We start from the raw sequence: 19,688 nt of genomic DNA on the forward strand, positions 1-19,688 counted from the left end.
CGTGTGAGCAAGATTGCATTGATCACCGGTGTAACCGGTCAGGACGGCGCCTACCTGGCGGAATTCCTGCTGGCCCGCGGCTACGACGTCCACGGCGTCAAGCGGCGCGCCTCGTCCTTCAACACCGAACGCGTCGACCATCTCTACAAGGACCGGCATGAGCCGGAGGTGCGGTTCACCCTCCATTACGGTGATCTGACCGATGCCACCAACCTGATCCGGCTGGTGCAGGACATACAGCCGGACGAGATCTACAATCTGGCGGCGCAGAGCCACGTCCAGGTCAGCTTCGAGACGCCGGAGTACACCGCCAACGCCGACGGCCTGGGCACGCTGCGGCTGCTGGAGGCCATCCGCATCCTTAAGATGCAGGACCGGGTGCGGTTCTATCAGGCGTCCACCTCCGAACTGTTCGGCAAGGCGCAGGAGGTGCCGCAGACGGAGCGGACGCCCTTCCACCCGCGCTCGCCCTACGCCGTGGCCAAGATGTACGCCTACTGGATCACGGTGAACTACCGCGAGGCGTACGGCTTCCACGCCTCCAACGGCATCCTGTTCAACCATGAGAGCCCGATCCGCGGCGAGACGTTCGTGACGCGCAAGATCACCCGCGCCGTCGCCAACATCCACCTGGGCCGGCAGGAAAAGCTCTACATCGGCAATCTGGACGCCCGGCGCGACTGGGGCCACGCGCGCGACTATGTCGAGGGCATGTGGCTGATGATGCAGCAGGACGCGCCCGACGACTACGTCCTCGCCACCGGCGAAACCCATTCGGTGCGGGAGTTCGTGGAACTGGCCTTCGCCCGGACCGGTCGCACCCTGGTGTGGACCGGCACCGGCACGGCGGAGAAGGGAGTCGACGGGGCGAGCGGGGCGGTTCTCGTCGAGATCGACCCGCGCTATTTCCGCCCCGCCGAAGTGGACCTGCTGCTGGGCGACGCGACGAAGGCGCGCACGCGGCTGGGCTGGCACCACCGGACCACCTTCCACGACCTGGTGCACGAGATGGTGGACGCCGACCTCGACCTGATGAAACGGGAGGCCAGACGCTATGGCGACAGCGACTGATGCGGCGGAGCCGTTCGTCCTGACGGGGCGGCGGGTGTGGGTGGCCGGCCACCGGGGGATGGTGGGCTCGGCCATCGTTCGCCGGCTGGAGGCGGACGGGGCGGCGGTCCTCACCGCGGAGCGGCGCGACCTGGACCTGACCCGCCAGGCGGACGTGGAGGCGTGGCTGGACCGGCACCGGCCCGACGTGGTGGTGGTGGCCGCCGCCAAGGTCGGCGGCATCCACGCCAACGCCACCTATCCCGTCGATTTCCTGCGCGACAATCTGGCCATCGAGACCAACATCATCCACGGCGCCCATCTGGCGGACGTGGGCAAGCTGCTGTTCCTCGGGTCGTCGTGCATCTATCCGCGTCTGGCGCCGCAGCCCATGACCGAGGACGCGCTGCTGACCGGCCCGCTGGAACCGACCAACGAGTGGTACGCCATCGCCAAGATCGCCGGCATCAAGCTGTGCCAGGCCTACCGGCGCCAGTACGGGCGGGACTTCGTCGCGGTCATGCCGACCAACCTCTACGGCCCCGGCGACAATTATCACCCCACCGACAGCCATGTGCCGGCGGCCCTGATCCGGCGCTTCCACGAGGCGAAGACGGCCGGCGCGGCGGAGGTGACGGTGTGGGGAACCGGCCGTCCCCTGCGGGAGTTCCTGTACGTGGACGATCTGGCGGACGCCTGCGCGTTCGTGCTGCGCCACCATTCCGGCGAGGCGTTCCTGAACGTCGGCACCGGCGAGGAGATCGCCATCGGTGCCTTCGCCGAAACGGTGGCGGAGGTGGTGGGCTACCGCGGCCGCATCGTCTATGACACCGGCCGTCCCGACGGCGCGCCGCGCAAGCGGCTGGACGTGTCGCGCCTGGCCGCCCTCGGCTGGCGGGCGCGCACGCCGCTGCGGGACGGGCTGGCGCTGGCCTACGCCGATTTCCTCGCCGGCGGCGGCCGCTTTCGCGACGTGACGGCGGGCTGAGGCGCCACCGGCGTTGCATCGGCGCCGCGGCGGGATCACATAAGCGGATTCGCGGGTCGCCGGCCGGCCCGCGCCCGTGGACGCGGTCCCGGTGCGGCAAGAGGAACGACGACGATGGACTCCCACATCATCCCCGAAACCCCCGGCGCGCCGGACGAGACGGACCGGCGCAACGCAGTGCGGCTGATCGCCGGCCGGGTGCGCGGCGACGGCATCGAGGCCGACGTGGACTCCGTGCCGGCGCGCTGGATGGTCACGGCGGTGCACGACGTGGGCGTCCCCGGCACCGCCCGCCGCCTGAAGCTGCGCTTTCGCGTTCCCGTCGGGCCGCTGCCGGAGGTGGAGGCGCAGGTCTGGGAACGCCTGGTGCGGCCCGAAGGCTTCGGGCGCGCCGACGCCAGGGACCTGGGCAAGCTGGTCAAGGAGGCGTGCCTCGGTTCCAACGCCCTGGAGAAGGGACGGGGCCGCGTCGACGCCTGGTTCGTTTCGATGGCGGAGCGTGCCGCGCCACTGGGCGAGGCGTGGAAGCCCGCCGCCGTGGTCGACGACCTCGCCCGCGCCGCCTCGTATGGCGGCCGCATCCCGCGCCTGCAGGCTCTGCTGGACGCGCTGGAGGAAGCGTTCTCCACGGCGGTCGCCCGCGCCGGCCTCAAGGTGCGCCGCTCCCGGCTGGAGGACGCGTCGGGGCTGGGCGTCTATCTCGACGGCTTCGCCACGGCGCGCTCGATGGTGCGCACGCTGCGCCTGTACGTCGGCCCCACCAACTCCGGCAAGACCCACGCGGCGATGGACCGGCTGGCGGAGGCGGCGAGCGGCTGCTACCTGGCGCCGCTGCGCCTGCTGGCGCTGGAGGGGCAGGAGGCGCTGGAGACCCGCGGCCGGCCGTGCAGCCTGGTGACGGGCGAGGAGCGCGACGTGCGCCCCGGCGCCGGGCATGTGTCCTCGACCATCGAGATGGTCAACACCGGCCGGGTGTGGGGCGCCTGCGTCATCGACGAGATCCAGATGATCGGCGACCCCGACCGCGGCTGGGCCTGGACCCAGGCGGTGGCGGGCGTCGCCGCTCCGGAGATCATCATGACCGGTTCGGCCGACGCCATCCCCTACGTCCGGCGGCTGGTGGAGGCGACGGGCGAGGAGCTGGAAATCGTCGAGTTTACCCGCAAGTCGCCCCTGCGGGTGCAGGAGGAGCGGGTTCCGCTGGCCGAGGTGCGCCGCGGCGATGCGGTGGTCGCCTTCTCCCGGCGCGACGTCATGGGGCTGCGGCGCGAGCTGCTGGCGCGCGACCATACGGTGGCGGTCATCTACGGCGCCCTGTCGCCGGAGGTGCGCCGGGCCGAGGCGCGCCGCTTCCGCGAGGGGCAGGCGGACGTGCTGGTGGCCACCGACGCCATCGGCATGGGGCTCAACCTGCCCATCGCGCGGGTCGTGCTGTCGACCACCCGCAAGTTCGACGGCCGCGAGGAGCGCGAGCTGACGCCTTCCGAGATCCGCCAGATCGGCGGGCGCGCCGGCCGCTACGGCATGCACGAGGAGGGGCGCGTCGCGGTGCTGGAGGGGGAATCCATCAACCCCGTGCGCCGCGCCCTGACCAGCCCGCCCCTGCCGCCCGACGACCCGCGCCCCTGGATCTCCCCCAACCTGGTCCATGTGGAGGCGATCGCCCGCGAGCTGGACACCGACAGCCTGGCCAAGGTGCTGCGCACCGCCGGGCAGGAGCTGCTGCGGGCCCACCAGACCTTCCGCATGACCGACCTGGAGGGGCGCATCCAGGCGGCCCAGGCGGTGGACCGGGCGCGGCTGCCGCTGGCGGTGCGCGACATGCTGGCCCGCTGCCCCATCGACAGCCGCGACCAGAACCAGCTCCGCCTGCTGGCCCAGTGGGCGATGAACCAGGGCAAGGAGCGGCCCAACCCGGCCCCCCAGGAGGCGGAGCGCTTCACCCACCGCGTCGGCACCGATGTGGAGCTGGAGGGGGCGGAGCGGGCGGTGAAGGCGCTGACCTCCTACGCCTGGCTGGCCTACCGTTTCCCCGACGCCTACCCGGAGATGGACCTGTGCCTGGAGCGCCGGGCCACCCTCAACGCCTTCATCGAGCGCACTCTGGCCGAACGCAGCCTGCAGCGGGCCTGCCCGGTGTGCGGCACGCGCCTCAAGGCGACGCACCGCTTCCGCGTCTGCGACGCCTGCTACGGCGAGCGGCTGGAGCGCCGCGGCGGGACACGGGATGCACCGCCCCACGCGCCGCCCCACGCCCGGGGCCGGCATCCCCATTTCCACCACCCGGTCGACGCCCCGCGTGGCGGCGGCGAGCAGCGGGCGCCGGAGGGCAGGGCGGACCGTGCCCATCCCCGGCGCGGGGCGAAGCGCCCGGCCCGGTAGCCCCGTTCCCGGTGCCGCGTCGTTCGGTGCCACCGGCGCCTGTTGCCGGGACGCCGCCCGGTGCGCTAAGCAGACGGTGTCCGAACGCCGCCCGGGGACGGACGGGTGCGGTGCCGTTCAGCCAGCAAGAGGCGTCTCATGATCCGCGTGTTCATCGGCTATGACCCGAACGAGACGGTGGCGTGGCACGTCCTGTCCCACAGCATCCACACCCGTTCCAGCCGCCCGGTGACCATCGCGCCGGTGATGCTGTCGCAACTGGACGGCCTGATGTGGCGCGAGCGCAACCCGTTGCAATCGACGGAGTTCTCGTTCTCGCGCTTCCTCGTCCCTTACCTGTGCGGTTACGAGGGCTGGGCGATCTTCATGGACTGCGACATGATGGTGGTCGACGACATCGCCCGCCTGTGGGACCTGCGCGACGACCGCTACGCCGTGATGGCGACCAAGCACGACCATCGCCCGAAGGAGGACGTGAAGTTCCTCGGCGCGGTCCAGACCCGGTACGAGAAGAAGAACTGGTCCGCCGTGATGATGTTCAACTGCGCCGCCTGCCGCGCCCTGACGCCGGAGTACGTCAACACGGCGTCCGGCCTGGAGCTGCACCAGTTCAAGTGGCTGGACGGCGACGAGCGGATCGGCGACATCCCGCTGCGCTGGAACCATCTGGTCGGCTACCAGGAGGACCGGCCGCTTGACACCATCTCGAACCTGCACTGGACGGTGGGCGGCCCTTATTTCGACGCGTACGCCGACACCTCCTACGCCCGCGAATGGTTCGCCGAACGCGACGCCATGCTGCACGCCACCTCCGGGCGCGGCACCGGCAAGGGGTCGTGAGCCGGCGCTGCCCGCATTCGTCTTGAACCCGCCCTGCGGTTGCTCTAAGTGCATCAGGCTTCCGGCCCGATGCACCGTCGGCCGGCGCCCGCCTGCCAGAGAGGGACGCTCATGACCATCGTCGTTACCGGCGCCGCCGGCTTCATCGGCTCCCACGTGACGGCGGCGCTTCTGGCGCGGGGCGACCGGGTCGTCGGCATCGACAACCTGAACGACTATTACGACGTGCGGCTCAAGGAGGCGCGCCTGGCGCGCTTCGACGGCAACCCGGCCTTCCGCTTCGTGCGGGCCGACATCGGCGACCGCGCGGCCGTCGAGGCGCTGCTGCCCGACCTGCGGGACTGCACCGGGATCGTCCACCTCGCCGCCCAGGCGGGGGTGCGCTATTCGCTGGAGAACCCGTACGCCTACATCGACACCAACGTCACCGGCCAGGTGGCCATGCTGGAGGCGGCGCGTCACCTGCCGCGCCTGAAGCATCTGGTGTACGCCAGCTCCTCGTCGGTGTACGGCGGCAACCGCGACCTGCCGTTCTCGGTGGCCGACCGGGTCGACCGGCCGCTGTCGGTGTACGCCGCCACCAAGAAGGCGGGGGAGATGCTGGCCCACGCCTACGCCCACAATTACGGCATCGCGTCCACCGGCCTGCGCTTCTTCACGGTCTACGGGCCGTGGGGCCGGCCGGACATGGCGGCCTTCCTGTTCGCCGACGCCATCGTCGGCGGGCGGCCGATCCGGGTGTTCAACGGCGGCGACATGAAGCGCGACTTCACCTACATCGACGACATCGTCGCCGGCGTGGTGGCCGCGCTGGACCGCCCGGCGCCGCCCGACGACCACGGCGTGCCCCACCGCGTGTTCAACCTGGGCAACCACCGCTGCGAGGAGCTGATGCGCTTCATCGCCCTGCTGGAGGAGGCGCTGGGGCGCCGGGCGGAAAAGCGGATGGAGCCGATGCAGATGGCCGACGTCCCCGCCACCTATGCCGACATCGAGGCCAGCCGGCGCGAGTTGGGCTACGAGCCGGCCACCCCCATTGACGTGGGCATCCCGCGCTTCGTCGACTGGTACAAGTCCTACCACAAGGTGACCTGATTCCGGCCGCCGGGCGAAGCGTCCGGCAAGCCATTCCTTAACCGAACCGCCAGTGCATTTTGCTATCGCTTGCCGTGGGCCGCCGCTACCGTGATCGCACGCCCGGACAGTGTCCCCCGTGCGAACCGGAAACAGGAGCGGAACCCATGACTGACCCGCTGCGCCCCGCCAGCCTCGAGACGGCCTTCGGCAATGCCCGCGCTCTGTGCCGCGAAATGGAAGCCGAGGCCGTGTCCCCGGCCTTCGATGCGGCCATGGACGTGGCCTGCCGCCTGAACGAACTGTTCCTTCTGCGCAGCCCCGTGAAGTCCGGCGTCGCCGGCCGCGCCGCCTGACGGCGGCGGGCGCGGCGCGCGGCGGGCTCCCTTACGCGATGCCGCGCGCCTTCAGGGCGGCGACGACCTGGTCGGCCAGGGTCTCCGGGTCGTGCTCGCCGGCGGCCAGCACCAGTTCGGCGTTCTCCGGCGGCTCGTAGGGGGAGCTGATGCCGGTGAAGTTGGCGATCGTCCCCTTGCGCGCCTTGGCGTACAGGCCCTTGGGGTCGCGCTGCTCGCACACCTCCAGCGGTGCGTCCACCCAGACCTCCAGGAACTCGTCCGCTCCCACCAGGGAGCGGGCCATCCGCCGTTCCTCCCGGAAGGGCGAGATGAACGACACCAGCACGATCAGCCCGGCGTCCACGAACAGCCTGGCGGTTTCCGCCACCCGGCGGATGTTCTCGACCCGGTCCTCCTCGGTGAAGCCCAGGTCCTTGTTCAGGCCGTGGCGCACGTTGTCGCCGTCCAGCGTGTAGGTGTGATAGCCGCCGGCGTGCAGCTTCTTCTCCACCAGGTTGGCCACCGTCGACTTGCCCGCTCCCGACAGGCCGGTGAACCACAGGATGCAGGGCTTCTGCCCCTTGGCGGCGGCCCGGGCCGCCTTGTCCACCGTCATGGGCTGCCAGTGGATGTTCTGCGCCCGCCGCAGCGCGAAGGTGATGGTGCCGCAGCCCAGCGTGGCGTTGGTCACCCGGTCGATCAGGATGAAGGACCCGGTCTCCCGGCACTCGGCGTAGGCGTCGAACGGCACGGGATGGTCGAGCGCCAGATTGCAGAAGCCGACCTCGTTCAGCTCCAGCCGCTTGCCGGCAGTGTGCTCCAGGGTGTTGACGTTGACCTTGTGCTTGATCTCCGTGATCTGTCCGCCCACCAGATGGGTGCCGAACTGCAGCAGGTAGCCGCGCCCCGGCATCATCGCGTGGTCGTTCATCCACACCACATGGGCGGCGAACTGGTCGGCCACCTCCGGCCGCGCCCCGGCGGCGGCGATCACGTCGCCGCGGCTGACGTCGATCTCGTCGGTGAGGGTCAGTGTCACCGCCTGGCCGGCTACCGCCTCCTCCAGGTCGCCGTCCATGGTGACGATGCGGGCAACCGTCGAGGTGCGCGCCGACGGCAGCACCGCCACCGCGTCGCCCGGCCGCACCCGTCCCGCCACGATGGTGCCGGAAAAGCCGCGGAAATCCTGGTTGGGGCGGTTCACCCACTGCACGGGGAAGCGCAGCGGCGCCTGCGTGCGGGCCGCGGCCACCTCCACCGTCTCCAGGAAGGGCAGGAGCGCCGGCCCCTCCCACCAGGGCATGGCGGTGCCGGGGGTGGTGACGTTCTCGCCCGCCAGCGCCGACAGGGGAATGCAGGTGACGTGCGGGATGTCCAGCCGATCGGCGAAGGCGCGGTATTCCGCGACGATGCGCTCGAACACCGACCGGTCGTAGCCGACCAGGTCCATCTTGTTGACCGCCACGACCACGTGGCGGATGCCCAGCAGCGAGACGATGTAGCTGTGGCGCCGCGTCTGGGTCAGCACGCCCTTGCGGGCGTCCACCAGCAGCACCGCCAGGTCGGCGGTGGAGGCGCCGGTGGCCATGTTGCGGGTGTACTGCTCGTGGCCCGGCGTGTCGGCCACGATGAACTTGCGCCGGTCGGTGGCGAAGAACCGGTAGGCGACGTCGATGGTGATGCCCTGCTCGCGCTCCGCCTGCAAACCGTCGGTCAGCAGGGCCAGGTCGATGGCGCCGCCGGTGGTGCCCCAGCGCGCGCTGTCCTTGTCCAGCGCCGCGAGCTGGTCCTCGAAGATCTGCTTGGAATCGTACAGCAGGCGGCCGATCAGCGTGCTCTTGCCGTCGTCGACCGAGCCGCAGGTGATGAAACGCAGCAGGTCCTTGTTCTCCTGCTCGTGCAGGTACGCCAGGACCTCTTGCGTGGCGGCGGTGAACCGGTCCTGCATCAGAAATACCCTTCCTGCTTCTTGCGCTCCATGGAGGCGGACTGATCGTGGTCGATGACCCGGCCCTGGCGCTCGGATGTGCGCGACAGCAGCATCTCGCGGATGATCTCGGGCAGGGAGGCGGCGGTGCTTTCCACCGCACCGGTCAGCGGATAGCAGCCCAGCGTGCGGAACCGCACCCAGCGCATCTCCGGCTCCTCGCCGGGGCGCAGCGGCATGCGCTCGTCATCCACCATGATGAGGGTGCCGTCGCGCTCCACCACCGGGCGCGGCTTGGCGAAGTACAGCGGCACAACCGGGATGTTCTCAAGGTAGATGTACTGCCAGATGTCCTGCTCGGTCCAGTTGGACAGGGGGAAGACCCGGATGCTCTCGCCCTTGTGGATGCGGCCGTTGTAGAGGTTCCACAGCTCCGGCCGCTGGTTCTTCGGGTCCCAGCGGTGGGAGGCGCTGCGGAAGGAGAAGATGCGCTCCTTGGCGCGGCTCTTCTCCTCGTCGCGCCGCGCGCCGCCGAAGGCCGCGTCGAAGCCGTAGCGGTCCAGCGCCTGGCGCAGGGCCTGGGTCTTCATCACGTCGGTGTGGACGGCGGAGCCGTGGGTGAAAGGACCGATCCCCTGCGCCACGCCCTCCTCGTTGATGTGGACCAGCAGATCCACCCCGAGGTCGCGCGCGCGCGCGTCGCGGAACGCGATCATCTCCCGGAACTTCCAGGTGGTGTCCACGTGCAGCAGGGGGAACGGCGGCTTGGACGGATGGAACGCCTTCATCGCCAGGTGCAGCATGACGGCGCTGTCCTTGCCGATGGAATAGAGCATCACGGGGTTGCGGAACTGGGCCGCCACCTCGCGCATGATGTGGATGCTCTCCGCCTCCAGGCGTTGCAGGTGGGTCAGGCGAACGGGATCGGACATGGGACAGCTCGGGCGCCGGGATCGCTTCAGGTCGGTGGTGTGTATCACGGTCGAACCACAAATGAAACGGACAAAATATTCACGAGACCCGGATTATTTCACACAGAAATCGGCTTAAACAGGGACTCCAGGTCCTCGGCGGTCAGCGCCGCGGCGTCGCGCGCGTCGGGGTCGAACAGGGCGTCGGCCAGAGCCTGCTTGCGCGCCTGAAGGTCGAGGATGGCCGCCTCCACCGTGCCGACGCTGACCAGCTTGTGCACGAACACCGGCTTGTCCTGGCCGATGCGGTGGGCGCGGTCGGTTGCCTGGCGTTCCACGGCCGGGTTCCACCAGGGATCGTAGTGGATCACCGTGTCGGCGGCGGTCAGGTTCAGCCCGGTCCCGCCTGCCTTCAGGCTGATCAGGAACACGGGCACGCCGCCGGCCTGGAAGCGGTCGACGGGGGTGGTGCGGTCGCGGGTGTCGCCGGTCAGGGTGACGAAGGGGATGGCGCTGCGCTCCAGCTCCGGCGCGATGAGGTCGAGCATGGAGGTGAACTGGGAGAACAGCAGCACCCGGCGCCCTTCGGCCACCAGCTCCGGCAGCAGCTCCATCAGCCGTTCCAGCTTGGCCGAGGTCCTGACGGCGGGGGCGGCGCGCAGCTTGACCAGGCGCGGGTCGCAGCAGACCTGGCGCAGCTTCAGCAGGGCTTCGAGGATGATGATGTGGCTGCGCGCCAGACCCTTCTTCGCCACCTCGGCGCGCACCTTGGCGTCCATGGCCAGGCGGATCGTCTCGTAGAGATCGCGCTGCGGCCCGTCCAGCTCCACGTGTTCGATGATCTCCGTCTTGGGTGGCAGCTCGCCGGCCACCGCGTCCTTGGTCCGGCGCAGCAGGAAGGGGCGCACCCGCTGCGCCAGCAGGCGGCTGCGCCCGGCGTCGCCCTTCTTCTCGATCGGTGTGCGGAAGGTGGTGCGGAAGGCGCGCTCGTCGCCCAGCAGACCGGGCATGAGGAAATGGAACAGCGACCACAGCTCCGTCAGGTTGTTCTCCAGCGGCGTGCCGGTCAGGCACAGGCGGTGGCGGGCCGGCAGCTCCAGGGCGACCTTCGCGAGTTTGGTGCGCGGATTTTTGATGGCCTGCGCCTCGTCCAGGATCAGCAGGTGCCAGTCCTGCGCCAGCAGCGCGTCGCGGTCGCGCGGCAGCAGCGGGTAGGTGGTCAGCACCAGGTCGTGGTCGCCCGGCCGTTCGAAATCGGCCTTGCGGTTGGCGCCGTGCAGCACCAGGGTGCGCAGGCCCGGCGCGAACCGCGCGGCCTCCGCCTTCCAGTTGCCCATCAGGCTGGTGGGGGCGACCACCAGGCACGGCCGGTCGAGGCGCCCGGCCTCCTTCTCCGCCAGAATGTGGGCGAGCGCCTGCACCGTCTTGCCCAGCCCCATGTCGTCGGCCAGCACGCCGCCCAGGCCGTAGTCGCGCAGGAACTGCATCCAGTCGAGCCCGGCGCGCTGGTAGTCGCGCAGCGTGGCGGTCAGGCCCGCCGGCACCGGCACCCGCTCGATGCCGGAAAAGCCGCGCAGCCGGGCGCCCAGGGCGCGCAGCCGCTCCCCGCCCATCCAGCGCAGGCCGGCGGCGGCGGTGACGGCCTCGGCGTCGGCCAGTTCCGCGGCCCGGGCGGGGGTGAGGCGGATGGTGCCGTCGTCGGCGATGCCGCCCACCCGGTACAGCTCGTAAAGGGCGCGCAGCACCGCACCCAGGCGCCCCGACGGCATGGGCAGAAGGCGCCCGTCGCCCAGGGGGACGAACACCGGCTCGTCCGGCGCGGCGGTCCCGAGGGTGGGCAGCACCTCCTCGTCGGGCAGCGCCCGCAGGATGGGCAGCAGCACCGGCAGCAGGTCCAGCCTCTGGCCGTCCACCGTGACGCCCAGCGACAGGCCGAACCAGTCGACGCCGGTGGACTCCTCCACCTCGGCGGTCCAGTCCTCCGGCTCGACGAAGGTCGGCAGCGTCCCGTCCTCCGGTTCGATCCGCCAGCCCTCGCCCGCCAGCGCCGGAGCAGCCCGGTGCAGGAAGGCGAACAGCTCCTGGTCGGCGCTGTTGGTCAGCGCGTCGGCCTCCTCGTCGGGCTCCAGCGTGAAGAGATCGCCATCGGGATAGGGCTCGAAGCCCAGCGTGCCCAGCCGTTCGACGGCGGCCCGCTCCGCGTCGCGCCGCCGCGGCATGACCACGAACCGCCCGGCCTCCGGCCGCCGCACCGACGCGGTGGTGTCGTGCCACGGGACGACCGTACCGTCGTAGTCGAACAGCAGGCTGGCGTGGACGACCTCCCAGTCGACGAAGGCGCCCACGTCGATCCACAGCCGCAGAACCGGCACCGGTGTGACATCGCGCCGCACCGTCTCCTCGAAGGAGGCGGGAAGCAGCGCGTCGCGGTCCGGCAGGCGTGCGGTCAGGGCGGAGCGAACGATCCGGGCGGCGGCCGGCGGCACCGGCGGGGCGGCGGCCAGGGCCGCCGCCAGCCGGTCGGGCAGGCCGGTCTCCAGCGGTCCGCAGTCGCCGGTCGCGGGATGGATGTACCAGGGCGGCGTCACCGCCAGCACCGGGGCGTCCGCGGCCGGTCCCGCGAACCGGAAGGACTGAACGCCGTCGGCATCGGCGACCCAGCGGCCTTCGGCCGTCACCGGCGGACCGGGGCGCAGGGCCGGTGAGGTCAGCGACTGCCAGCGGCCGCGGCCGCTGGCCAGAACGGCCTGCAGGATCGGCAGCGCGAAGGAGCCCCGCAACGAGCGGGAGCCGAACGCCCGGTCCCCCCCGGTCGCCGCCCACACCAGGCGCAGGATCTCCAGATCGTCGTTGCCGATGTAGTTGGGCACGCTGTAGGCGTTGATCAGGTTGGCGATGCCGGAGGCGGACAGCGGCCTGGCCGTGGCGGGCGTGCCGTCCCGGCGCATCTGCACCGAGGTCGGCTCCACCATGAGTCCGCCCCCCGCCCCGTCCCGGTCGAACCGGTAGAGCAACGTCCAGGCGGTGGAGCGGGCGCCATCGCTGCTTTGCCGCGGTGCGTCCTCCAGCAGGGCCAGCCAGCGGGCGACGGCGGGGGAGGTGGCCGACTCCGCCGCCGCGGCGGGCGCCGACGTGACGGCGGGGCGGTGCAGCAGGTCCAGCAGCACTGCCACCACATGCTTGCACTCCCCGCCGAGGTAACAGGAGCAGGCGTTGCGGAACTGCACACCGCGCGGCGACCCCGCCCCGTCGATGGTGACGCTCACGGTGTAGGGCCGACGCTCCGTGCCCTGGACCTGCCCCTCGGCAGTCCGCCCGTCCGCCGACAGGGAGGCCGCGCGGACACGGCCCTCGTGCCGGTAGGCGGCGCCCTTGCGGACCGTGAGGTCGCCGAACCAGCGCCGGACGTCGGCTTCCGTGAATGCTGCCATGATGCCACCGGATGACTGCGTGCCTCCGTTCTTAGCCCGGGACACACCGGCCCTCAACCGCATCGGCGCCATTGGTTCGGTTGGCAAACCGATATGGCTGCACACGTTCCGGCGGTGTCGCGGCAGGGGGCGGCGGCGCAGCGGGGAGGTGTCCGGCCTTCCCGATTGTCGCAATCGCCAATCGAGGCCGTGAACGGGACGTCCGTGTCACCGGATGTCGCTACCGGAACGGGTTTGTGTCAGCGCCGAAACACTCACGACATAACCCGATAACATTCGAGACCTAACCTTTCGAACGAAGCCGAAAGGCGGGCGGAACGGTCCGCCGGCCGGGAGCGGGGAGGACAGCGATGCAGGGTCTCGGAACAGCCTTCGACGAACGTCCGGTACCGGGGATGCATCGCAGTTCCGCCACGGAACCGGGGGCGCCGGCCGCCGCGCGCTCCTCCCTGACACAAGCGTCAATCAACTTGCGCACTGAGGCCGCCATGCAGCATCATGACCACCTCTCCAGGGCTGTTTCCACCGACCGTGACATCACCCTGGAGGCGCTTCGCGTCTTCACCTATCTGAGCCGGCGGCTCCATTTCGACCGCTCCGTCCCCGTCCTGCAGTCCGAACTCGCCGATGCTCTGGGCATGCAGCGTCCGAACGTCAACCGCGCGATCAAGCTGCTGGAGACCAAGCAGATCATCCTGCGGGAGTCGAAGCTGGGACGGGCGATCACGTTCCGTCTCAACCCGGAACACGGAGTCAGCCGCGCCGCCTAACCCGGCAGCGGAATGATCCTAGAGACCCGTCACCTCGTCTTCACCAACCCGTCGCTCCGGCAGGCGCTCGCCTGGTACGCGACGGCTCCCGGACAAACCGACCTGCCGCACGGGGTCATCACCGCGGTGACCCCGCGTGCCGGCGGCGGCTTGACCGTCAGCGTTCAGCAAAGCGGCGCGTCGAAGATCCGCGACGTATCCTTCACGGCCAGCAAGACGCTGGGCGTGCTGCTCTATTTCTGCCGCAAGCAGCGGGTCCCCGTCCCGCGCGACGCCCATAAGGACCTGTCGATCGAGGGCGACGCCATCGTCCTGACCATCCAGTCGGACACCCCCACCTCCGGGCCCTGAACGGCGGTTCCCCGGGGACGCGCGGGATGGCCGGCTACGTCCCCCGCCCGAACAGGGCTTCCATCGCCCTGGCCCGCAACCGGTCGGCGCGCGAGGAGCCGCCGACCAGTTCCAGAAGCCGCACCGCGTAGAACGTCGCCAGTTCGGCGCCGTTGTCCTCATCGTCGCCGGAAAGGGGCTCGGCATCGCGCAGGCCGGCGATCATGCGTTCGGCCCGCGTCTCCACGTCCCGGCTAACGGACTCCAGCGTCTGCGCCACGCGATGGTCGAGGCCGAGCGCACCGGCGAAACTCTCACAGGTGCGCAACGCCAGCGCGTGTTCCTCCGCCCGGATCTGCCGGGCGTCGTCGGGCGGACCGGGAATGGCGCCGCCGCGGGACGGATCGGGGACGGCGGCGGCGATGCCGGCCGGAGCCGCGGCCAGCACGGTGGTTTCCACCATGCCCTTCACCGCCGTGCGCACCGACTGCAGGCGCCGGTCATAGGCGGTCTCGTTGACGCGATCCATGACCGCGCAGGTGGAATCGAGGCTTTCCACCAGCATGCGGGCGAATTCCACGGCGTCCGACGGGGTCAGCGTTGACTCGTCGATGCCCTCCAGGTGCAGCGACCGGTCCTCCAGGCTGGTGACCACCAGGCCGGACAGACGGGCGAACACCACGGGCTTCTCGCGCCGGGCCTTGCCGAAATCCATGTCCCCCAGGGCGGCCAGCAGGTCGGCGGGTTTGCGCAGCCGCGAGGCCACCACCAGCAGGAGATAGTAAGGCTTGCCCGTGTCGGTCCTGGCCGTCTCCTTGACGGCCGCCTCTATGGCGGCCAGATCCTCGTCGCTCAGCGACTGGATCGGCTTGGGCGGCAGGCAGTTCTTCAGTTCGGTGATGGCGTGGCCGATCTCCAGGAACTCGGCGATGTCGCGGGCCTGGCGGATGTGCGCCTCGTTGCCGCGCAGGAAGGCGCGGGGATCGCGGTCGGCGCCGGCCAGGGCGGCGCGGATGGCGGCCGCTGCCACCCACCACAGGCGGCAGCCCAGCGTGTGCCGTCCGGCATGATCGCCGGACGGCACACGCCGCACCGCCTCGGCCAGAGGGTCCAGGTGGCGGCGGTCCCCGCGCTCCTCGACGACGCGCCACAGCGGATCGATCACCGCCCGTTCGATCGCCCCGACCGGGACATCGGACAGGCGGGCCGCCTCCAGCACGTCCTCGAACGGGTCGCAGAAGACGCGCTTCAGGGTCAGCCGGCGTTCCGGCCGCATCCGGGCGAGGCGCGGGCGGATGTGGTCGAAGGTCTCGCGCACCTCGGGGCGGTCACCGACCTGTTCCAGCAGGTGGACGATCTCGACGAACTTCTCGTCGGGAATGTCGAGGAGGCGGCCCCGCAGGCCTTTCAGGGAAACCGGCGGTTCGCTCATCACGCCGCCCTCGCTTTGATCCGCTCGATCCGCCGTACCAACTCCACATCCAGCACGCCGGTGCGCCAGTCCTCGTATGCGCGCACCGACCGGCGGTGGCGGACCAGGACGTCTCCGGCGGCGGCGGCGTGGTCGTGGTCGGATTCGCAGCGGGGCACCAGCGGCAGGATGCGGAAGATCTCCGCCACCTCCATGGACTGCTCGTGCTGGTCGCGGGACCGGGCCTGATCCCACGCCCTGACAATGTAGTCCCAGCCGTCGACCAGCCAGGCCAGCCGTGCCGCCAGCCCGTGGACCGTGTCCACCTGGGCATCCCAATCGCGGATGGCGGCGCCGATGGCGCCGGCGCGGCGATCGAAGTCGGCGAGAACCCGCTCACCGATCTCCAGCGTGTGGGTGGCCACATCGGCGCAGAAGGCGGCGACGGGGGCGGCGTCGGTCAGGGACTCGCGCGACCATTCGGCGATGGAATCGCGGAACTCGGCAACCATCCGCATGCGCCGGCGCAAGCGGCCGGGTTCCGGTGCCTGGATCAGCCCGACGGGGGACATGGCGTCCGCCATTTCGGACACCCGGGCGAACAGCTCCGCCGGTTCCAGGCGCAGCGCGGCGGCGGCCTTGGTCATGAAGGAGCGGGCCAGTGCCGAGCCTTCCCGGCTGTCCAGATCGGTCCTCAGAAGCTCACGCGGGGTCATGCCGGCGGTGCGCAGCACCTCCACCATCAGCAGGAAGTTGGTGAGGGTCCGATGCTCCTCGTCCATAGCCAGGGCGGCGCGGGCTGCCTGCACCGCGTCGGGCCCGGCCAGGCCGCTGCGGGCGGCGCGCAACGTCGCCTTGCGGATGTCCTGCGGGGAGCAACCGCCGGACCGGACGATCTGCTCGTGCAGGAAGCGGTCGTGCACGGTCATGCTCACCATGTCCGGCACTGCCTTCCAGGGCACGACGTAGATGCCCTTGCCCTCGGAGAAGCTGGGAATCAGCACCTCCAGGCGCCGACGGTCGTCCATGCGCACGCGGGTCTGGGACAGCAGCGGCGTGGTGAACGCCACCGCGGTCCCGCGCTCCTCGAACGTCGAGGGGGCGTAGATGATCGTGGAGCCCTTCATGACGGCGCCGCGCGAAACTCCGGAAACGAGCGCACGAATGTCGGATGCGGCGGCGCAAAGGCCGATGCGGCACGACCGCGCACCAAGGTGAGGCTATCAGAGCCGCAGCCAAACCGCACGCAATTTATAACTAATTTTATAGACCATTCGGCGACAGTTCGTTGCGTCCGGCAGCAGGACGTGCCTCCGGCGATGCAACCAAAGCATTTTGCACCAAATTGTAACGCTGGCAATAGTTGTAACTTCTGCTTAACGATTTTCTGAGAGCCAGTATAGCCAACAAGAAATGCTGACCTTCTGCATGGGATTGGGTGATGACGAGCACATTCCGGGCTTATACGATCGTCGGTCCCGATACGCTTCTGGACATAACGACGAACGCGTCAGTAACGCTCAGCGGTGTCTCAGCCGGTGAGACATTGGTTGGGATCGATTTCCGGCCGCAGAATGGGTTCTTGTATGGCCTGGGCGTCAATGCGGCGACGAACACCGCGACGCTCTATGCCATCTCCGTCGTCAACGGCACCGCGGTCGCCATCGGAACGCCGGGGTCGATTGCCTTCGTCGATGCGGCTTCCAACCCCGTCGACCTGCCGGATCCGGCCGTCTCCGGCTACGGGTTCGACTTCAATCCGGCGACGGACCGCATCCGCGTCACCACCGATACCGGCGTGAACGTCCGCATCAATCCCAACACCGGCCAGCCGATCGACGGCAACCTTGGTGGCGGGAGCATCGCCGGAACCAACCCCGACGGGTCGATCAGCGGGGGTTCCACCGGCGCGTCGGCCGCAGCCCACACCAACAATGTTGCCGATGCCGCCGCCACCACCCTGTACACGCTGGATCCGGACGGCAACCAGTTGCTGATCCAGAACCCGCCCAACACCGGCACCCAGACGGCTGTGGCGGTGGTCGCGCTGAACGGCGCTCCTCTCGACTTCACCGCCGCGGGCGGTTTCGACATCGGCCCCGACGTCACCGTCTCCGTCTCCAATGCGGCGGTGACCAGCGGCAGCGGACTTGCCCTTCTGACCGTCGGCGGGGCGACCGGCCTCTACTCCATCGACCTGGTGACCGGGGTCGCCACGTTGGTGACGGCCGGGCCGTCCGGCACGGTGACCGGCCTGGCGGTCGAATATGACTACGGCGGCGTACCGGCGGTCGCCCTGTCGGGCGATCGGACGAGCCTGGTGCGATTCAACACCGCGTCCCCCGGCACCGCGACCAACTTGACGCTGACCGGCATCAACGCCGGCGAGTCGCTGGTCGGCCTCGATTTCCGGCCGCAGACCGGCCAGCTCCACGCGCTGGGCGTCAACGCCGCCGCCGACACCGGAACCCTGTACCTGCTCGACCCCCAGACCGGGGCGGCGACGGCAGTGGGCACGCCGGGGCAGATCGCGTTCACGGACGGGAGCACCGTGGTCGATCTGCCGGACCCCGCGGTCTCCGGCTACGGCTTCGATTACGATCCGGTGACCGACCGCATCCGCGTCACCACTGCCACCGGGCTCAACTTCCGCATCAATCCGACCAACGGCGCTCCCATGGACGGGAACCTGGGCGGCGGGGCGGTGGCCGGGGTGAACCCGGACGGTATGATCAACGGCCTGCAGGGGGGATCGACCGGCGTCTCGGCCGCCGCCTACACCCACAGCTATGGCCGGACCCCGGGCATTGGCCCGACCGCTCTCTACACGCTGGACGCCACCGGCAACGCGCTGTATCGGCAGGACACGCCGAATTCCGGGAGCCAGACGCTGGTCGGCACGGTGACGCTGAACGGCGTGCCGCTGGATTTCAGCAGCATCGACGGCTTCGACATCCCCAACATCGTTGGGGACGGCACCGACGGCTACGGCATCGCGCAACTGACCGTGGGCGCCGCGACCGGGCTTTACCGCATCGAGTTGGCGAGCGGTGCTGCAACGCATCTGGGGGCGAGCACGGGCGCGCTCACCGGCCTGGCCCTCGGGCACATCCCGCGGCCGCTCCCGGCGCCGCCGGTCGTCACACCCCCGACCACCACGCCGCAGGACCCCTCGCCCCCGACCATCCCCGTGGTGGACGGCGTGCCCGTGGAGACGGGTACCGTGCAGAACGCGGACGGCACGACCGCGCGGACCATCACCGTGCCGGTCGTGTCCGCCGGCCGGCCGGAGCAGATCGGCAACAACGCCGTGGCCGACATTCCGCTGGTCACCGACGGGACGGGCGTCAGCCTGCTGCTGGCGCAGATCCCCACCGGCTTCGGGCTGCGGGTGCAGGGAACGGCGGCGCCCAAACCGGCCGCGGGATCGCTGACCGACCTGATCCGCGAGATCACGGCCCGAACGGCCGACGGCTCCACCGACCGGACCATCCTCACCGGCGGCGGCGCGGACTTCATCGCCGGCCTTCCGGCCGACGCGGGGCTGCTGGTCCAGACCATCGTGCCGACGGTGGCGGGAGACGCCGGGGTGCCGTCCGAACCGCTGGTCATCACCGGCACGCCGGCGGCGGCGGGCGGCCCGCTCACCGCCCTGGTCATCGACACCCGGTCCCTGCCGTCGGGCACGGCGATCCGGCTGGACAACGTGTCCTTCGCCGCCGTCGTCGGCTCCGCGCGGATCGTGGGCGGCACCGGCTCGCAGATCGTGTGGGGTGATGCCGCCGCCCAGACCATCGTACTGGGGCCGGACGACGACACCCTGCGGGGCGGCAGCGGCGACGACTTCGTGGCCTCGGCGGAGGGCGACGACGTGCTGTTCGGCGACGACGGCAACGACACGGTGGCCGGCGGTGTGGGCAACGACGCGCTGTACGGCAACCGCGGCAACGATCTGCTGTACGGCAACCAGGGGATGGACACCATCTTCGGCGGCCAGGACAGCGACACGGTGTTCGGCGGCATGGACGCCGACGTGGTGTACGGCCAGCTCGGGTCCGACGTGCTGTACGGCAACAAGGGGGCGGACACGCTGTTCGGCGGGCAGGGCGACGACACCCTGTTCGGCGGCCAGGACAACGACGTGCTCTACGGCGGCATGGGCAACGACGTGCTGGCGGGCAACCGCGGCACCGACACGCTGTACGGCGGCGCGGGGGCCGACACCTTCCGCATCGA

At 70.4% G+C, this 19,688-nt stretch carries 14 protein-coding genes; 9 read left to right on the forward strand and 5 right to left on the reverse strand.

Going from position 1 to position 19,688, the window contains the following annotated elements:
- Positions 1-3 precede the first annotated feature (3 nt).
- The 6 genes from gmd (at position 4) to G472_RS0110600 (ending at position 6,690) form a co-directional block, all read left to right on the forward strand.
- Positions 4-1,071 carry a GDP-mannose 4,6-dehydratase gene (gene gmd / locus G472_RS0110575; RefSeq protein ID WP_029008370.1) on the forward strand — a complete coding sequence of 356 codons (1,068 nt, stop codon included), beginning with the start codon at positions 4-6 and terminating at the stop codon, positions 1,069-1,071.
- Positions 1,055-2,038 (forward strand): GDP-L-fucose synthase, encoded by a 984-nt coding sequence (gene fcl / locus G472_RS32455; RefSeq protein ID WP_035691837.1) that lies wholly within the window; start codon positions 1,055-1,057, stop codon positions 2,036-2,038. Before gmd ends, fcl begins: the two co-directional genes overlap by 17 nt.
- 114 nt (positions 2,039-2,152) lie before the next feature.
- On the forward strand, positions 2,153-4,420 hold the full coding sequence (locus G472_RS0110585; RefSeq protein WP_029008371.1) for a helicase-related protein: 2,268 nt from the start codon (positions 2,153-2,155) through the stop codon (positions 4,418-4,420).
- Between the two features lie 138 nt (positions 4,421-4,558).
- Positions 4,559-5,260: a glycosyltransferase family protein gene (locus tag G472_RS0110590; RefSeq protein ID WP_029008372.1), complete on the forward strand. Its 702-nt coding sequence runs from the start codon at positions 4,559-4,561 to the stop codon at positions 5,258-5,260.
- Between the two features lie 111 nt (positions 5,261-5,371).
- The gene (locus tag G472_RS0110595; RefSeq protein WP_029008373.1) at positions 5,372-6,355 is read left to right on the forward strand and encodes an SDR family NAD(P)-dependent oxidoreductase; all 984 of its coding nucleotides are present in this window, start codon (positions 5,372-5,374) and stop codon (positions 6,353-6,355) included.
- A 146-nt stretch (positions 6,356-6,501) separates the two neighbouring features.
- The gene (locus G472_RS0110600) at positions 6,502-6,690 is read left to right on the forward strand and encodes a hypothetical protein (protein WP_029008374.1); all 189 of its coding nucleotides are present in this window, start codon (positions 6,502-6,504) and stop codon (positions 6,688-6,690) included.
- 31 nt (positions 6,691-6,721) lie between these two features.
- Here the strand turns inward: G472_RS0110600 and cysN are convergent, their stop codons facing one another.
- The 3 genes from cysN to G472_RS0110615 form a co-directional block, all read right to left on the reverse strand.
- Entirely contained in the window at positions 6,722-8,620 is a 1,899-nt protein-coding gene (gene cysN, locus G472_RS0110605; protein WP_029008375.1) for a sulfate adenylyltransferase subunit CysN, read from the reverse strand.
- Complete coding sequence (cysD, locus tag G472_RS0110610) at positions 8,620-9,561, reverse strand: sulfate adenylyltransferase subunit CysD (RefSeq protein WP_281173330.1); 942 nt, start codon at positions 9,559-9,561, stop codon at positions 8,620-8,622. Before cysD ends, cysN begins: the two co-directional genes overlap by 1 nt.
- 68 nt (positions 9,562-9,629) lie before the next feature.
- Positions 9,630-12,941 carry a DEAD/DEAH box helicase gene (locus tag G472_RS0110615; protein ID WP_035691840.1) on the reverse strand — a complete coding sequence of 1,104 codons (3,312 nt, stop codon included), beginning with the start codon at positions 12,939-12,941 and terminating at the stop codon, positions 9,630-9,632.
- A 488-nt stretch (positions 12,942-13,429) separates the two neighbouring features.
- Here G472_RS0110615 and G472_RS32460 point away from each other — a divergent pair, with 488 nt between their 5' ends.
- Positions 13,430-13,711 (forward strand): MarR family transcriptional regulator, encoded by a 282-nt coding sequence (locus G472_RS32460; protein ID WP_245593450.1) that lies wholly within the window; start codon positions 13,430-13,432, stop codon positions 13,709-13,711.
- 12 nt (positions 13,712-13,723) lie between these two features.
- The gene (locus G472_RS0110625; protein ID WP_029008379.1) at positions 13,724-14,062 is read left to right on the forward strand and encodes a hypothetical protein; all 339 of its coding nucleotides are present in this window, start codon (positions 13,724-13,726) and stop codon (positions 14,060-14,062) included.
- A 34-nt stretch (positions 14,063-14,096) separates the two neighbouring features.
- On the opposite strand, the gene G472_RS32465 is transcribed toward G472_RS0110625, so the two are convergent.
- A complete protein-coding gene (locus G472_RS32465; RefSeq protein ID WP_051340664.1) occupies positions 14,097-15,473 on the reverse strand; it encodes a hypothetical protein in 1,377 nt (458 codons plus the stop codon).
- Positions 15,473-16,579: a hypothetical protein gene (locus G472_RS0110635; RefSeq protein ID WP_029008380.1), complete on the reverse strand. Its 1,107-nt coding sequence runs from the start codon at positions 16,577-16,579 to the stop codon at positions 15,473-15,475. The genes G472_RS32465 and G472_RS0110635 overlap by 1 nt, the downstream gene beginning before the upstream one ends.
- Positions 16,580-16,893: 314 nt before the next feature.
- Between G472_RS0110635 and G472_RS0110640 the strand changes: the two genes are divergently transcribed.
- Positions 16,894-19,688, forward strand: a 2,795-nt coding sequence (locus G472_RS0110640; RefSeq protein WP_156927072.1) for a DUF4394 domain-containing protein, incomplete at its 3' end; no start/stop codon positions are given.

Source organism: Azospirillum halopraeferens DSM 3675 (assembly GCF_000429625.1).
In the GTDB taxonomy this organism is placed as follows: Bacteria; Pseudomonadota; Alphaproteobacteria; order Azospirillales; family Azospirillaceae; genus Azospirillum; species Azospirillum halopraeferens.